This is a genomic window from Schauerella aestuarii (assembly GCF_009866805.1).
GTDB lineage: Bacteria > Pseudomonadota > Gammaproteobacteria > Burkholderiales > Burkholderiaceae_B > Schauerella > Schauerella aestuarii.
Genome location: NZ_SIZW01000043.1, coordinates 232445 through 248375, shown reverse-complemented (window position 1 = coordinate 248375; position 15931 = coordinate 232445). Strand labels below are relative to the sequence as shown.

Annotated in this window: 13 protein-coding genes; 5 read left to right on the top strand and 8 right to left on the bottom strand. The window is 62.7% G+C overall.

The genetic code is table 11. The features are described from left to right. Positions 1–44: 44 nt before the first annotated feature. The 3 genes from pgl to EYW45_RS20570 form a co-directional block, all read right to left on the bottom strand. Positions 45–794, bottom strand: coding sequence for a 6-phosphogluconolactonase (gene pgl / locus EYW45_RS20580; protein ID WP_202444839.1), 750 nt, complete (start codon positions 792–794; stop codon positions 45–47). Next, the gene (zwf, locus tag EYW45_RS20575) at positions 791–2251 is read right to left on the bottom strand and encodes a glucose-6-phosphate dehydrogenase (RefSeq protein WP_161137335.1); all 1461 of its coding nucleotides are present in this window, start codon (positions 2249–2251) and stop codon (positions 791–793) included. The genes pgl and zwf overlap by 4 nt, the downstream gene beginning before the upstream one ends. A 197-nt stretch (positions 2252–2448) precedes the next feature. Continuing rightward, on the bottom strand, positions 2449–3393 hold the full coding sequence (locus EYW45_RS20570; RefSeq protein WP_161137334.1) for a hydroxymethylglutaryl-CoA lyase: 945 nt from the start codon (positions 3391–3393) through the stop codon (positions 2449–2451). 229 nt (positions 3394–3622) lie between these two features. Here EYW45_RS20570 and EYW45_RS20565 point away from each other — a divergent pair, with 229 nt between their 5' ends. After that, positions 3623–4819: a CaiB/BaiF CoA transferase family protein gene (locus tag EYW45_RS20565; RefSeq protein ID WP_161137333.1), complete on the top strand. Its 1197-nt coding sequence runs from the start codon at positions 3623–3625 to the stop codon at positions 4817–4819. Here the strand turns inward: EYW45_RS20565 and EYW45_RS20560 are convergent. After that, the gene (locus EYW45_RS20560; RefSeq protein WP_161137332.1) at positions 4750–5682 is read right to left on the bottom strand and encodes a LysR family transcriptional regulator; all 933 of its coding nucleotides are present in this window, start codon (positions 5680–5682) and stop codon (positions 4750–4752) included. The two genes, EYW45_RS20565 and EYW45_RS20560, sit on opposite strands and share 70 nt — an antisense overlap. A gap of 130 nt (positions 5683–5812) precedes the next feature. Continuing rightward, positions 5813–6784, bottom strand: coding sequence for a Bug family tripartite tricarboxylate transporter substrate binding protein (locus tag EYW45_RS20555; protein WP_161137331.1), 972 nt, complete (start codon positions 6782–6784; stop codon positions 5813–5815). A gap of 135 nt (positions 6785–6919) precedes the next feature. Here EYW45_RS20555 and EYW45_RS20550 point away from each other — a divergent pair, with 135 nt between their 5' ends. Next, positions 6920–8149 (top strand): nucleoside recognition domain-containing protein, encoded by a 1230-nt coding sequence (locus tag EYW45_RS20550; protein ID WP_161137330.1) that lies wholly within the window; start codon positions 6920–6922, stop codon positions 8147–8149. A gap of 132 nt (positions 8150–8281) precedes the next feature. Here EYW45_RS20550 and rsmA read toward each other — a convergent pair whose 3' ends face one another. From rsmA to EYW45_RS20535, 3 genes are read right to left on the bottom strand one after another with little or no spacing between them, the layout of a single operon-like run. Next, the gene (rsmA, locus tag EYW45_RS20545) at positions 8282–9106 is read right to left on the bottom strand and encodes a 16S rRNA (adenine(1518)-N(6)/adenine(1519)-N(6))-dimethyltransferase RsmA (protein ID WP_161137329.1); all 825 of its coding nucleotides are present in this window, start codon (positions 9104–9106) and stop codon (positions 8282–8284) included. Positions 9107–9125: 19 nt separating this feature from the next. Next, entirely contained in the window at positions 9126–10685 is a 1560-nt protein-coding gene (locus tag EYW45_RS20540; RefSeq protein ID WP_161137996.1) for a peptidylprolyl isomerase, read from the bottom strand. Beyond that, positions 10682–13093: an LPS-assembly protein LptD gene (locus EYW45_RS20535; protein WP_161137328.1), complete on the bottom strand. Its 2412-nt coding sequence runs from the start codon at positions 13091–13093 to the stop codon at positions 10682–10684. Before EYW45_RS20535 ends, EYW45_RS20540 begins: the two co-directional genes overlap by 4 nt. A gap of 176 nt (positions 13094–13269) precedes the next feature. Between EYW45_RS20535 and EYW45_RS20530 the strand changes: the two genes are divergently transcribed. The 3 genes from EYW45_RS20530 to EYW45_RS20520 all read left to right on the top strand — a co-directional run bounded on the left by EYW45_RS20530 (position 13270) and on the right by EYW45_RS20520 (position 15846). Next, positions 13270–14310: an aminoglycoside phosphotransferase family protein gene (locus EYW45_RS20530; protein WP_235939213.1), complete on the top strand. Its 1041-nt coding sequence runs from the start codon at positions 13270–13272 to the stop codon at positions 14308–14310. Beyond that, complete coding sequence (gene murU, locus EYW45_RS20525; RefSeq protein ID WP_161137326.1) at positions 14310–15017, top strand: N-acetylmuramate alpha-1-phosphate uridylyltransferase MurU; 708 nt, start codon at positions 14310–14312, stop codon at positions 15015–15017. Before EYW45_RS20530 ends, murU begins: the two co-directional genes overlap by 1 nt. Before the next feature lie 133 nt (positions 15018–15150). Then, positions 15151–15846: a DUF6776 family protein gene (locus EYW45_RS20520; protein WP_202444837.1), complete on the top strand. Its 696-nt coding sequence runs from the start codon at positions 15151–15153 to the stop codon at positions 15844–15846. Positions 15847–15931: the final 85 nt, after the last annotated feature.

Sequence of the window (15931 nt, the reverse complement as noted above, 5' to 3'; positions counted from 1 at the left end):
AATCCTTGAAACGAACCCCGAACGGGCTTGTGGGCAATTGCGGCTTACGGCGCGTACCAGACATCCACAGGCACCGAGGTTTGGTGGAGAAAAAGCGATATCGGGAGTGCAAGTGTGGGCGCGGCGACCGCACGCTGAAAGACGTCTCGTTTGGCCGCACCCGACCATTGCAGCACCAGACGTGCCGATTGGCGGGCAAGCGCGTAACGCGTCAACGAGAGGCGTGCCTGCTTGGCCGCTGGCGGCATGATCGCCGCGCACAGGGCGTGGCGTGTCAGGTCGGTTGCGACAGTGAGTTCGGGCGCATCCGGGAAGAGCGAGGCAGTATGCCCGTCGTCGCCCATGCCCAGCAATACCACGTCGAAGGGCAAGGGCAACGCCTGCAATGCCGCTTCGCAAGTCGCCTGACCGGCGTAAGGGTCGGCCGAACCGTCATACCATGGCACGAAAGTCGCCGCGGCGGCCTTCTCCTGCATGAGATGACGCCGCACGAGCCCGGCGTTGCTGTCGGGATGATCGTCGGGCACCCAGCGCTCGTCTACCAGAGTGACGGTGATCTGGGACCACGGCAGGTCGAGCCCACGCAGCGCCTCAAAGACCGGGATGGGTGAGCGCCCGCCGGACACCGCCAGCACGGCTTGACCGCGCGCGGCGCACGCCGTCGCAAGATGCCGGGCCACATGCACCGCCAGATCGCGCGCCATCACCTCGCCTGACGCGCTCCCGTGCGCAACGACGTTCGCGGGCAACGCATCGGCGATGGTTTCCGAGAGCGAGAATGCGTCGCCCGTCACAGCTCCTCCGCCCATTGCGTGCCTTCCGATGCCATCAACGATGACGAAGCGGCCGGCCCCCAGGTGCCGGCGTTATACGGCCGCGGCCGATCGCCCAACTGCTGCCAACCGCGCAGGATCGGTTCGACCCACGACCACGCCGCTTCCGTTTCATCGCGACGAATGAACAAGGTTTGCCGGCCGCGGATCAGATCCAACAGCAGACGCTCATACGCATCGGCGCGGCGCGAGGTGAACTCGTCGTTGAAGTCGAAATCGAGATTGACCGGTTTGAGGCGCATGCCGTCGCCCGGCACCTTCGCCATCATCTGCAGCTTGACCGCTTCATTGCGTTGCAGGCTGATCACCAGCCGATTCGGGCGCAGGATGGCCTGGCTGGAAAAGATCGAATACGGCACGTCGGCAAAATTGATGACGATCTCGGACACCCGTTGCGGCATGCGCTTGCCCGTACGCAGGAAGAACGGCACATTCGCCCACCGCCAGGTATTCACATGCGCACGCAGCGCCACGAACGTCTCGGTGTTGCTGTCGGCAGGAATGCCTTTCTCGTCCAGATAGCCCGGCACGGCCTCGCCCTGCTCCGACCCGGCGGCATACTGGCCGCGCACGGTCCAGCGCGAAATATCGGCCAGCGACATCGGACTGAGCGACCGCAGCACCTTGATTTTCTCGTCTCGCACCGCGTCCGAATCGAGTTGCGCCGGCGGCTCCATGGCAACGATGCACAGCAATTGCAGCAGGTGATTCTGAACCATATCCCGCAAGGCGCCGGCACGGTCGTAAAACCCACCGCGGGTGCCCACACCCACCGTTTCGGACACGGTGATCTGCACGTTGCGGATGGTGGGCGCCCGCCAGAGCGGTTCGAAAATGGAGTTGCCAAAGCGCAACGCCATCAGGTTCTGAACCGTTTCCTTGCCCAGATAGTGGTCGATGCGATAGATGCGCGATTCGTCGAAGTAACGATCGGCAGCGGCATTGATCTCGCGCGCCGAGGCGATATCCTTGCCCAGCGGCTTTTCAAGCAGCAGACGGCTGTCCTTCAGGATCAGCTCGGCGGCGGCGAGGTTATCGCAGATGGGAATGAAAAGATCGGAAGACGTGGCAAGGAAGAAGATACGCAGCGTATCCGGCGCGAGCCAGTCGCCGAGCCTGGCGTAATCCTCGGGTTTGGTCGCATCGACGCGGACGAAGTGCAGGCGCTTCAGGAATGCCTTCCAGACAGCCTCGTCATACGTGCTGTCATCCACGAAAGGACGGGCTTGCGATTCCACGAAAGCCAAGAACGCCGCATCGTCGAAATCATTGCGCCCCACACAGGCGATCCGGCCTTGCGCAGGCAGGTTCTCGTCGCGATGACAGATGTAAAGGGCAGGCAGCAGTTTGCGCATCGACAAATCGCCGTTGCCGCCGAATATGACCAGATCGAGCCGGTCGGGGCATCCTTCAAGCATTGTTTCGCCTTTCCGTTGTGACAGGGAGAGCATACGCCTCATCGCCGCCGCTACATCCACGGTGTGCGATGGTTTACGACGGGCTAGGCGCGATGCAAACCCGATGACTGAGCCTCTACGACCCCTCAAGTATAGAAAGGGTTCACGCAATCATCGATGACAGAACGGAAAAAATCGGACAAGCGGAAGGATGAGGGTCAGCCCACGGCTGCTGCTTGCTCCTCGAGGCCGTAGCGGCGCAGGCGTGGACCCGAACGCAGCACCTGCCCGGGCAATGGCCGCGCCAGCACGGTTTCGAGATGGCCAGCCACGCCCAGCAAGGCGTCCAGATTCACACCCGTATGGATGCCCAGCGCGTGCAGCAGGTGAACAGTATCCTCGGTACAGATATTGCCGGTCGCGCCGGGCGCAAACGGGCACCCGCCAATGCCGCCCAGCGACGACTCGAATGCGTCGATGCCGAGGTGCAAACCTTCCATCACATTGACCAGCCCCAGCCCGCGCGTGTTGTGGAAGTGCAGGGTAAGCGGCATATCGGGAAGTTCGGCGCGCAGCGCTTCGACCGTGCGGCGCACGACCGGCGGCGTGGCCATGCCGGTGGTATCTCCCAACGTGATGCCGTCAAAGCCCAACGAGGCAAACCGATGCGCGATCTCGACCACGCGCTCAACCGGCACATCGCCTTCGAACGGGCATCCGAATGCCACTGCAATCGCCCCTTGCACCTGAACGCCCGAACCGCGAGTCGCCGCCGCGGCGTCGCGCATGTCGCCGAGCGACCGCTCGATGCTGCGATTGAGGTTTTTCTGATTATGGCTCTCGGAGGCGGACAGGAACACGACCACACCGTCGGCCCGCGCGGCCAACGCCCTTTCGATCCCTTTGACATTGGGCGCCAACACCGACAGCGTCACCTCAGCGCGCCGATCCACGCCAGCCAGCACTTCGGCGGCGTCGCGTAATTGCGGGACGGCTTTGGGCGAGACGAACGACGTCACTTCAAGATGCGTCAATCCCGTTGCGATCAAGTCGTTGATCATGGCGATTTTGGTCTCGGTGGGCACGAAGTCGTGCTCCATCTGGAGGCCATCGCGCATGCCGACTTCGGTCAACACGACGTGGCGAGGATAGGTTGTGGACATGATCAACTCTCGAATTCATCGACGTCCCAGCATACGAACGATCGGCGCTTCGATCCAGTGCCGTTTCACGACGGTGCCATCGCGACCGGCGACGCAAGGGCGTAGAAATACGACGAGACAGCGCGCGGCGTGCCATGCCACCATGCCGTCATCGCGGTCGGGATTCGGCTGCCGGCGGCATCGCACACCGGCGTCCCTTACTTCCTCCCGCAGGCTTCCAAGGACAGGCATGCAACTTACAGGCATTCGCGTGATCGATCTCACGCGCATCATCTCGGGACCCTTCTGCTCGATGCTTTTGGCGGATATGGGCGCGGACGTCATCAAGGTCGAGCCACCCGAAGGCGACCCGGTGCGCCAGCAGGGCGTCATCCTCGAAGGCATGAGCTGGTACTTTGCGGCCTGCAATCGCAACAAGCGGTCCGTCAAACTCGACCTGCGGAGCAAGGAAGGGATGGCGGCGCTCAAGCACCTCCTGCAAACGGCCGACGTCGTGATCGATAATTTCCGGCCCGGTGTGATGGATGCGATGGGTCTGGATTGGGACACGCTGAACACCTTGTCACCCAGGATCATTCACACGAGCATCAACGGGTTCGGTGAAACAGGGCCCTATGCCAAGCGGCCCGCCTTCGACTTCATCGCGCAGGCGATGAGCGGCTTCATGAGCATGAACGGCACGCCCGACACGGGCCCCATGCGCAGCGGACTGCCGATCAGCGACACTGTGGCCGGCACATATGCCGCCCTGGGCACGGTCGCGGCGCTCTTTCGCCGGACGCAAACCGGGCAAGGCGAGCGCGTGTGCGCGTCGTTGGTCGATTCCTTGCTCAGTTATGGCGCGTTTGCCAGCGCGAATTTTCTCGCCACCGGCGAACAGGCCGCTACGACCGGCAACGACCATCCGCTGGTCGCGCCCTATGGCTTGTTTACTGCCTTCGACGGCGACATCGCGGTCGCCCCCTCCAACGACATGGTGTACGGAAAGCTGCTGACGGCACTCGGGTTGACGCATCTGCATGACGATCCACGCTTTGCCAACAATGCCGCACGCGTGAAGCACCGCGCACAGATCAATGCGGCGATCAACGCCGTGACGCAACATCACCCGAAATCGCATTGGATCGAGGTCTTGAATCGTGCCGGCGTGCCTTGCGGCACCGTGATGTCGCTGGCCGAGGTGTACAGCGATCCCCAGATTCAATCCCAGCAGATGGTGCTCGATGTGCCGCATCCCGGGCACGGCACGGTGCGCATGAATGGCTTTCCCGTCAAATTTTCCCAGGCGCCCTGCGGTGTTCGGCATCCCGCGCCCGACCTCGGCGCGGACACGGCCAACATCCTGCGGGAAACCGGCTACGACGAGGCGGCGATCGCCGGATTGACCGAGTCATCTGTTGCGTCGGAGGCCGCTGCGCACAGATGATTCAGCAGGCGGCGTGCAGCACTGGTCAGTGCACGCTTGGACCGCACGCACAGCTTCAATTGCCGGTTGGCCCATGCATCGCTCAGCGGCATGATGGCCAGCCCCTCGTCGGCAAACAAGGCGATCGCATCGTGGGGCATCACGCCGATACCCAGGCCGGCCTTGATCATCGAGATCATGGCGTCGTAGGACGTCACCTGGAAATGCATGGTGAGCGTACTGCCCACCGCTTCAGCGGCACGCAGCAACTGATCGTTGCCGGCGCTGCCCGGATGCATGCCCACAAAGGCGAAAGGCAATGTTTCAGTGAACGCGACGGTGTCGGCACCGGCGAGCGGATGATCGCTGCGCGTGACCAGCACCATGCGATCGCGACGATACGGAAACACTTCCAATGCGCCGTCGTCGGCCGCGTCGGTGTAGATGCCGATGTCGGCCGCGTTGTCCGCCACCATTCTCGTGACCACATGGCTTACCCGTTCTTCCAATTCCAATCGGATCCGGGGATGCGCCTCAGTGAAACGTTTGAGATCGGCGGGCAAGAACTGCGTGAGCGAGGAGAGGTTGGCGGCAATGCGGACGTGCCCCGACGCCCCCAACGCGAAGTGCTGTAACTCGGTGGACAGATCGTCGGCATGATGCAGGAGGAGCCGCGCGCCGCGTGCAAGAATTCTGCCGGCGGCCGTGGGCTCCACCCCCCTCGCACGCCGGGTGAGCAACGGCGTATCGACCGCGCGTTCGAGCTCCGAGATCCGCTTGCTGAGCGCCGATGCGGCGATGTGCTCGCGCTCGGCTGCGCCCGCGATCGTGCCCTCTTCCACCACGGCCACAAACAACTGCAGTGAATAGAGATTAAGCCGCATCGCAGAGCATCCCTGAAACGGGCGGCCTTCCCGGCACCGAGTCGATCGGTCGAACCGTAAAGGCGCGACCGCGCGCGTCGCAGGACATGACTTCGATCCTATGGACGCGCAGCGTCGCCATCATGGACGATCAGTCGAGCGTAACGCCCGACTTGGCCACCACGTCGCGCCATTTGGCGTTGTCTTCCTTCAAACGCTGACCCAGGGCTTCGGGGGTACCCGGACGGGTTTCAACCCCTTGATCGGCCATCAACTTCTGCGTGGCGGGCAACGCAAGAATATCGTTGACCTTCTTGTTCAAGATGGAGATCACGTCCTTGGGCGAGTTCTTCGGGACGAACAAGGCATACCAGACGCTGTAGTCGAAATCCTTGTAGCCGGACTCGGCAATGGTCGGTACGTCGGGCAACGTGGCGCTGCGCTTGGCTGAGGTGACCGCGATGGCGCGCAATTTGCCCGCCTGGATCTGCGCCAGTGCCGACGGCACGGACGTCGACAGCAACGCCACCTGCCCGCCCAGTACGTCGGCGACGGCAGGCGCCGACCCCTTGTACGGAATGTGATTGATCTTGATCCCGGCCGCGGTCTGGAAGATCTCCATGACCAGATGCGGCACGGTGCCGGTGCCGGCAGACGCGTAAGTGACCGTACCCGGTGCAGCCTTCGCCGCCTTGACCACGTCATCGAGCGTTTTATAGGGCGAAGCGGCGTTCGTGACCAGCACCACTGGCGAATCGGCCACAGCGGCCACCGGCATGAGGTCGCGCTCGGCGTTATAAGTCACTTGCTTGTAAAGCAGCGGGGCCACGACGAGATTATCGAGCTGACCCATCACCATTTCGTAACCCGTAGCTTCGCCGCGGATCGCTTCGTTGATGCCGATGGTGCCACCGGCGCCCGCCTTGTTCTCGACGACGACCGTCCAACCCTTGGTGTCGCCCATCTTGTTGCCGACCGCGCGCGACAGGAAATCGGTGCCGCCGCCCGGCGTGAACGGCACGATCAGACGAATCGGCTTGTTCGGAAAATCCTGAGCGAATGCTGCGCCGGGCAGGCCTGCCACAGCCGCGATGGCCACAATGGAACACCACTTCTTGATCATTTGTTGTCTCCTGGTTTGAACCGGCTCGGGGCCGACCGTTTATTTTTACGGGTTGCCCTATCGTAGCCGATCCGCAGGCGTTTTCTGACACAATGACGCAGCTTCCACGCGCCTTTATTGCCTCTCCGCCCTTCGATGCTCAATATTCTCTGGCTCGCTTTTTTCCTGATCGCCGCCGTATCGGCCCTGGGCCGCTGGCTGATTCTGGGCGACGCCAACGTTTTTGCCGGGATGGTGACGAGCCTGTTCGACATGGCCCGTCTGTCGGTGGAAGTGATGGTGCTGATGTTCGGCACACTCACGCTGTGGCTGGGTTTCCTGCGGATCGCCGAAGCGGCCGGCCTAGTGGAATGGCTGGCGCGATTCCTGGGTCCCCTCTTCGCCCGCCTGATGCCCGGCGTGCCGCGCAATCACCCGGCCATCGGGCTGATCACGCTGAACTTCGCGGCCAACGGGCTGGGCCTGGACAATGCAGCCACGCCGATCGGGCTGCGCGCCATGCGCGAGCTGCAGAAGCTCAACCCGACGCCCGATACGGCGACCAATGCGCAGATCCTGTTTCTCGTGCTCAACACATCGTCGTTGACACTGCTGCCCGTCACGTTGTTCATGTATCGCGCGCAGCAGGGTGCCGCCGATCCGGCGATGATTTTCCTGCCCATTCTGCTCGCCACTTCGGCCTCCACGTTGGCCGCCCTGCTGGCGGTCGCGTACTGCCAGCGCCTGCGGCTGCAGGATCCCGTGGTACTGGCCTGGTTGGGCGGCGGCGCGCTCATCGTCGGCGGATTCATGGCGTTGCTGGCTGGCTTGTCCGCCACCGCGATCACTGCCCTGTCGTCCCTTTTGGGCAATCTCACCCTCTTCGGCATCATCATTGCATTCCTGACAGTGGGCGCATGGCGCCGCATCAAGGTTTACGAGCAATTCATCGAAGGCGCCAAGGAAGGCTTCGATATCGCCAAGAGTCTGCTGCCGTATCTGGTGGCGATGCTGTGCGCAGTCGGTGTGCTGCGCGAATCGGGCGCCCTGGATCTTTTCCTGGACGGCATTCGCTGGTCCGTCACACAGTTGGGATGGGACACCCGCTTCGTGGATGCGTTACCCACGGCGCTGATGCGCCCCTTCTCGGGTAGCGCCTCGCGCGCGATGATGCTCGAGGCCATGTCGCATTTCGGCGTGGACAGCTTCCCCGCCTTGCTCTCGGCCATCCTGCAAGGCAGCACCGAGACCACCTTCTATGTGGTCGCCGTATATTTCGGTGCCGTCGGGATATCGCGAGTGCGCCATGCGGTAGGCTGCGCGCTGCTCTCGGATCTGGCCGGGATGCTGGCGTCGATCGGCGTGTGTTACTGGTTTTTCGGTTAGATCGACGTCTGGCAGGTTCTCAACCTCGCCTCGCCGCATGCATAGGCGCGTTGCACGGGGCCCGCATCATCGCGTGCCCCTCGCCAGACGGCTGCAACCGCCGCCATCGGTCGCGATTGCCCTGCGACAACCTCAAACGCTGGGATCGAGTTCCGCGCTATGCGGTCGGTCGCGTCCCACCAAACCGTGATCGAGCAACACATCGGCCAGGGCCACGAATTTGTCCACGCCCACTTCTTCGGCGCGTGCGGTAGGCGGAATGCCGAGGGCTTCCCAGGGAATATGCGGCACCCAATCGCCCAAGGCGCGACGCAACATCTTGCGGCGTTGCGAGAACGCGCGTGCGACCACTTGCTCAAGCGCCGCGGCATCCTTCGCTTTCACGCGATCTTCAGGCAGCGGCACCATGCGCACCACAGCCGACACCACACGCGGCGGCGGATCGAAGGCCTCGGGCGGCACGTCGAACAATTTTTCCATCCGGTAGCGCGACTGCAGCATGACCGAAAGGCGGCCATAGTCCGACTCGCCGGGGGCAGCCACCATGCGGTCGATCACTTCACGCTGCAGCATGAAATGCTGGTCGCGGATGCGATCGGCCACCGTCATCAGGTGAAACAGGATGGGGCTGGAAATGTTGTATGGCAAATTGCCGACCACACGCAGGCGATCGCCGAACTGACCGAAATCGACGGTCAACGCGTCGGCCTCGATCACCTCGAGCCGGTTGGGCGGATATTGATTGCGCAACTTGGCGGCCAGATCGCGATCGATCTCGACCGCGAGCAGATGATCGACCCGCTGCAGAAGCGGACGTGTCAGTGCAGACAACCCCGGGCCGATCTCGACGATACGGTCATCGCGCGCAGGCGCGACGGCACGGACAATGCCGTCGGTGATGCTTTCGTCGACCAGAAAATGCTGGCCGAAGCGCTTACGAGCGATATGTTGAGCCATAAAACCGGGTAATCGTCGATCAGGAGTTATTGGCGTTGATCGCGTCTTGGCGCTCAAGGCGATTGTCGATGAACGCACGGTCGCGCAACTGGCTCAACCAATCTTCCATGGCGGGCTGTGCACGGCGCTCGAAGAGCACCTGACGCGCCTGCATCCGTTGATATTCGTCGGCAATATCCTGCTCGCGGCGTTCGATCACCTGGATCAAATGCCACCCGAATGGCGACTGAATCGGCTGACTGATCTGGCCGGGTTGCAAGGCGTTCATCGCTTGCTCGAACGCGGGCACGGTCTCGCCCGGATTGAGCCAACCGAGATCGCCGCCTTGCGGGGCAGTGCCGTCATTGGAATACTGACGCGCCAATTCGGCCATATTCTCGCCGCCGGCCGTGATGCGCTGGCGCAGTTGCTCCAGACGCTGACGGGCCTGCGTGTCGCTCATCACGGTCGAGGTCTTGATCAGGATGTGACGGGCATGCGTCTGGGTGACCTGCATCGGTCCCTGCGGCGCGCGCGTGGCCTGTTGTTCGGGCTGCGGGGCCGGCTGAGCGGGCGCGGCGCCGCCACGTTGCGCCTGCTGCGCGCCTGGCGAGCGGCGATCGAGCACTTTCAGAATGTGGAAACCGTTGCCGCTCTGGATGATGCCGCTGGTCTGACCGGGTGCCACGTTGGCGACGGCCTGCAGGAAGAGATCCGGCCAACCGTCGGCGGCGCGGGCACCCATCACCCCACCTTGCAAGGCTTCGGGGCCATCGGAAGAGGCGGCGGCCACGGCGGCGAAATCGTCGCCGGCCTTGACGCGGGCCAGCAGGCCTTCGGCCTTCTTGCGCAGCGCCGTGAGCTGATCGCCGCTGGTGCCTTCCGGCACGCGCACCAGAATCTGGGCCAGCGCCAACATGGCCGGTCCCGACTGCACGGGTGCAGCCGGTGCGGCTTGCTGCTGAGCGGGAGCCGGGGCCGATTGACCCAACGCGCTCATGCCGCCGCCACCCTGCCGCTGCTGTTCCTTCAGGAAAGCATCGACTTCCGCGTCGCTGATCACGATGGTGGAATCGACCGCGCGCTGACGCATGCGATCGAGTTGCAGCTCCTTGCGCAACCCGTCGCGGTAGGCTTCCCAGGTCGTGCCCGATTTCTTGATCTCGGCCTGCATGGTCGCGATCGTGATGCGATTGCGCTGCGCAATGCCGTTGATGGCCTGATCGACCTGTTCGTCGGTGACCTTGATGTTCATGCGTGCGGCTTCCTGCTGCTGCACGCGATCCATGATCAAACGCTGCAACACCTGACGCTGCAGATCGCGGTCATTGGGCGCTTGAATCTTTTGCGAAGCCAGTTCGCGGCGTGCCTCGGCGGTCGCCACATTGACTTCGCGCAGCGTAATGACGTCCTTGTTGACGATGGCGGCAATGCCATCGACAAACTGATCGCCTGCAGGCGCCTGCGTTGCGGGCTGACCCGCACGGGCCGGCGTACGCTTGACCGGTTCGGCCGCGTGCACGGCGGGCATCGCCGCGCATAGCGCCATGATCAAGACGTGACGCGACAGGCGATGCAGAGGAAGGGGACTACGCATTATTCATACCTTTCAAATGACGTACCGGCGGGCGTGGACGGGTTCACACTCTGATAGCCCGATATGCTTCTGGACAGCAAGCCCATCGGATCGGTTCCCAGAGCGCCCAGGCCGTTGAGCTCGAGCTGGAAGAACAGCGCGGTATTTTCTTGCTGTGCCGCAACGGCATAGCGTTGGAAGACGACCCGGCCCGTCCAGCAGCAATCGCCCTTGTACTCCAGACCGGCAATGGCCTGGGTGATGCGGGAATTGTATTGGTCGGGATCGGACACGAACGTGTTCGCCGGCAGATTGCGACCCAGCGAATAATCGACCCGGCCAATGCCGTAGATGCGGTTGGTGAACGGCCACTGGAATGCCAGGCTGACCTGGTTTTGACCGGTAGGCAGGAAACCGATGTTGGTGGTGGGATCGCGCTGATATCGATACGACAGCGTAACCGAAGTCAGACGTTGCGGCCGCCAACGGGTGCTGGCCAGCACGCGGGATACTTGGCTTTCATACGGGTTGTACTGCGCCGCAAGCTCGGTGCTCAAGGTATCGGTAAGCGCGGCCGTGGCCCCGACCAGATAGTCGGAGCGCACGTTCTCGCGCGGCGTCTCGCCCGGCAACGTCACGCGCTGATCGGCGAAATACAGGCGCTGCGCGGCCGACAGCGACAGCCGTTCGAAGCCGGTATCGGCATCGAGCCAGCGCGTGGTCAAGGCGGCCGTCAATTGGTTGGCGTTGGAAATACGATCCCAGCCACCCGAATAGATGTTTTCCTGGAAGGCCTGCAGGAAACTGAAGTCGGCCAGCGACGTGTCATAGACCGGCATGCGCGATTGATCGCGGTACGGCACATAGAGGTAATACAGACGCGGTTCGAGCGTTTGCACAGCCGACTTGCCGAAAAGCGATGCATCGCGTTCGAACGTCATCCCGGCATCGACCGACCCGATCGGCAATGTGCGCGAATCGCTGCGGCGATACATCGACGGATCCGTCAATGCGTTGGGGTTGCCGCCGAAACGCTCGGTGCCCTGATACTGCGTTGCGTGCACACCGAACTTGGGCGTCACGTACCAGGACGAGCGCACCACGGGGAACGAGATCGTCGGATAAGCCGTGAGGCGATCGCCGTTTTGACCGAATCGCTGGCCCTGGAACTTCGGTCGGCTGAAGCGAATGGCCGACACGTCCATTTCAGTGTCGAAGCCGCCCCAGTTGTAGCGCGAAGCGCGCAACGACAACTCGGGCAATTTGTCGTACTGCGGCAGGATCGGTGCATCCAGATCCTGAAGCGTCTGATACTTCGAGGCCGAGACGCGCGTCTGGATGTAGCGGCTGGCCCAGTTCACGCCACCGGTCGACGGCAGATAAGTACGCGAAGCCTCATTCAACCCGATGGTTGAGAAGTCGCGAAAGTAATCGTCGTCGGAAACGCGATTGATGTCCCAATCGGCGGTAAAGCCACCGCCCAGAACCTGGTTGTGACGGCTCGAAAACAACCACCGCGCCTCGCCTGTTTCGCGATCGCTTTGCAGGTACGTGCCCGACATCACGCCGTTATAGGTGGGCTGCAAATAGCGGAACTCGGCACCCAGCTGCACGCCGCGCTTGCTGAGGATACGGGGCGTGATCGTGGCGTCGTAATTGGGCGCCAGATTGAGGTAGTACGGTTGCGCATATTCGAAACCGCTGTTGCTCGACAAACCATAGGTGGGCAGCAACAGACCCGACTTGCGCTCTTTCTTGATCGGGAAGGTCAGGTAAGGCGATGCCAGCAGTGGCACATCCTTGAAATACAGCACGCCGTTGCGTGCAATCCCTTCGTTTTCGTCAAAGTTCAGATCCAGCGTGCGCGACTTGATGTACCACGACGGCACTTCGCAATCGCAACCGCTGTAAGTCACGCCCGACAAGCGCATCGTCGAACGGCTGAAAATGTCGGCATGCTCGGCACGCGCAAATCCGCCCGAGGCGCCCATCCAGAAATTGGGGTTCTCGATTTGCCCGGTTTCGTTATCGACGTTGTAGATCAAGCCGGGCGCGGTCACCAGCGTGCCGTCGCGCAGCAGCCGGGCGCTGCCCTGCGTATTGATGTCGCCCGTGTTGCGGTTGTAATCGATGCGATCGCCCTTCAGCACCGTATCGATCCGACGCACCTGTGCGTTGCCCGTCAACACGATTCTGGAATCGGGGCTGCCGTCCATTTGATCGGCTTCGAGGTACGACGAGATCTCGTCGTCGGTAAGCTTATGCATGCGCAGACGCGGCGAAACGCGCAATTCGCGCGACTCGGCCTGCGCCGCCTGCTCGGCGCGCTCTTCACGCGAATCGCTCAAGCTGGGCGCCACGCGCAGGCTTTGCGCCTGCGACGCGCCAGCCACGCATACAGCGGAGAGGACAAACCATTGGACCTTGCGCACGCTAAAACCAGACCCTTGAAAGATAAAGATAAGGCAAGGGCAATCGTCGCGAAACGCAGCCGTGCCAGCCCAAGTGACCCGGTATTATAGAGAAGCTGCGCCGCATGCCCCATTTCATTGCATCGGCGCCCGCTTTTTTCTTCTTTTTCGCTCAACCGTTACGTTTCGGACCCACCTTGACCTCTGCTGCCGACCCCCGCCTGGACGCCCTGCGCGCCTGGCTCGCCTCCCTCCCCCTCGAGCTGAATCTCGCGCTGGAGACGCTGCGGCCCGCGTCCAGCGACGCCAGTTTCCGCCGTTACTTTCGGCTGGACGCCGCCGCCGGCACGCTGATCGTCATGGACGCGCCGGTCGACCATGAAGACAGCGCACCCTTCGTCCATGTGGCTGGCCTGCTGGCCGCAGGTGGCGTCAACGTGCCCCGGATTCTTGCCAAGGATCTGGGCCAGGGTTTCATGCTGCTGACCGACCTGGGCCAGGAAACCTTTTATCAGCGCATCCAGCGCGGGATCGACGATCGCGAACTGCAGAGCCTTTATCGCCGTGCCTTGACCGAACTGGTCCGCATGCAATCGGCCGCGCCCACCCAGTTGCACACCCTCGACGGCGATCGGCTCAAGGCCGAACTCGCGTTGTTTCCGGAGTGGTACGTGGGGCGTCATCAAGCCGTCACGCTCACCGATGCGCAGCACAATGCACTGGCCGATACCTTCGATCTACTCGCCCGCAGCAGCCAGCGCGAGCATGTGGTGCTGGTGCATCGCGATTTTCATTCGCCCAACCTGATGGTGCCCGAAGGCGACGCTGCCGATGGCCCCCCGGGCGTCATCGACTTTCAGGATGCGCTTGCCGGCCCGATCACGTACGACATTGCGTCGCTCGTGATGGACGCGCGCACCACGTGGGAAGAACCCCAGCAACTCGATTGGGCAATCCGCTACTGGGAGGCCGCCCGCGCCGCCGGCCTGCCGGTCGATGCCGATTTCAGCGAGTTCCATCGCGCCTACGAATGGATGAGTCTGCAGCGCAACCTGCGCATTCTGGGGGTGTTCGCACGCTTGAATCACCGCGATGGCAAGTCGAACTATCTGGCGCATATGCCGCGCGTGAACGCCTACGTCCGCCAGGTGGCCGAGCGTTACAACGCCTTCGGCCCGTTGCGGCGCATTCTCGACGTGGTCGACAATCGCCAGATCACGAGCGGATTCACGTTCTGATGCGCGCCATGATTCTCGCAGCGGGGCGCGGGGAGCGGATGCGCCCCCTCACCGACCGGTTGCCGAAACCCATGCTCGCCGTGGGCGGCAAGCCCTTGATCGTGTGGCACATCGAGCGTCTGGTCGCGGCCGGCATCACCGATATCGTCATCAATCACGCCTGGCTCGGGGAGCGCATCGAGGCCGGCTTGGGCGATGGCAGCTCCTGGAGCGCGCGGATCCGCTATTCGCCTGAGATCACCGCCCTCGAAACGGCCGGCGGCATCGCCCAGGCGCTGCCGCTTCTGGGCGAGCAGCCTTTTCTGGTCATCAACGGCGACATCTTTTGCGATTGGGATCCGGGTCAGGCCGCCGCACACGTGCGTCAACTCCAAGCGTCGCAAGCGCGTGCGTGGTTGTTGCTCGTGGACAATCCCGCGCATCACCCGCGCGGCGATTTCGCACTCGAGGCCTCGGGCTGGGTCTCCTCAGCGCCTTCGCTTCCCTGCCTGACGTTTGCCGGCATCGGCATCTACGAGCCCGCGCTCTTTGCCAGGGTCGCGCCGGCAGCACCCATGCCGCTCGCGCCTTTGCTGCGCGATGCGATCGCCACGGGCGCCGCGCTGGGCCAACATCATCGCGGTGCCTGGACCGATGTGGGCACCCCCGAACGCCTGCGTGAACTGGATACCATCTTGTCTGCCGACGGTATTTCACAATATCAATGAACGAAACGAGCCTTTTCGGAAGCGCGTCTTTATGTGACTAAACGGGTATGCTCTTGCATTTTGATTGTCCGGAGTCGCCCATGTCGAGCGCCGCGGGACAATTCGCAGGATAAGGATCAAGAGTCAGATGGGGATGTTCGGTCGCTCGCAGCGCGCAAGTTTCAAGCCTTCCGTTTACCAACCCGGTAAGCGGTCGCGTCGCATGCCGAGATGGCTCGTCCTGCTATTGGTGGGTATTGCCATCGGTGCGGGCGGCGTCTTGTTCTTGCAGGCCAATTACGGTCCCCAACGCTTGACCGTCGAGCAATCAGAAACCTTGCACAGCGACCTGAGCGCGGCCAATGTCGATCGCCAGCGTTTGCAGAGCCAGTTGACGGAAGCCACGCAGCAACGCGACGCAGCACGCACGGGCGGCCAGCAGACCACCACGGATCTGGCGACGGCGCGCAAGACGATCGAATCGCTGCAAGCCGACGTGAAATTGTTCATGGATTCGGTTCCGCCCGATCCCCGTGGCGGCCCCATTGGTGTGCGCGCAGCCGACCTGGCACGCGAACCTGGGCAGGTGAACTACAAGATCCTGATCATGCGCGACGATCCCAAGGGCGCGCCGTTCGAAGGCACGATCGAGTTGGCCGTGCAGGGCCGCTACAGCAATGGCCGCACGAACACGCTCACCTCCGAGCCGATCAAGGTCAAACTCGACAAGTATGAGCAGGTGTCCGGCCAGATGGCCGTGCCCGCCAACTTCACGTCACGTCAGGTCACCATCCGCGTACTGGATGGCGCGCAGCGCCAGCAAGCGATGCGCATCTACTACGTGCGTTAAAGGACCTCGCTGAAGGTGTGTGGCGTGGATGCGCAGCACCCTTCAGATCGCGTCCGCCACGGTGCCACGTTGCCCTTTGGCACCC

Excerpts from the sequence above, each read along its gene's own strand:
- EYW45_RS20550 (WP_161137330.1), top strand. The coding sequence starts at position 6,920 with ATGCTCAATATTCTCTGGCTCGCTTTTTTCCTGATCGCCGCCGTATCG.
- EYW45_RS20565 (WP_161137333.1), top strand. The coding sequence starts at position 3,623 with ATGCAACTTACAGGCATTCGCGTGATCGATCTCACGCGCATCATCTCG.
- EYW45_RS20570 (WP_161137334.1), bottom strand. The coding sequence starts at position 3,393 with ATGTCCACAACCTATCCTCGCCACGTCGTGTTGACCGAAGTCGGCATG.
- rsmA (WP_161137329.1), bottom strand. The coding sequence starts at position 9,106 with ATGGCTCAACATATCGCTCGTAAGCGCTTCGGCCAGCATTTTCTGGTC.
- murU (WP_161137326.1), top strand. The coding sequence starts at position 14,310 with ATGCGCGCCATGATTCTCGCAGCGGGGCGCGGGGAGCGGATGCGCCCC.
- EYW45_RS20520 (WP_202444837.1), top strand. The coding sequence starts at position 15,151 with ATGTTCGGTCGCTCGCAGCGCGCAAGTTTCAAGCCTTCCGTTTACCAA.
- EYW45_RS20560 (WP_161137332.1), bottom strand. The coding sequence starts at position 5,682 with ATGCGGCTTAATCTCTATTCACTGCAGTTGTTTGTGGCCGTGGTGGAA.
- zwf (WP_161137335.1), bottom strand. The coding sequence starts at position 2,251 with ATGCTTGAAGGATGCCCCGACCGGCTCGATCTGGTCATATTCGGCGGC.
- EYW45_RS20555 (WP_161137331.1), bottom strand. The coding sequence starts at position 6,784 with ATGATCAAGAAGTGGTGTTCCATTGTGGCCATCGCGGCTGTGGCAGGC.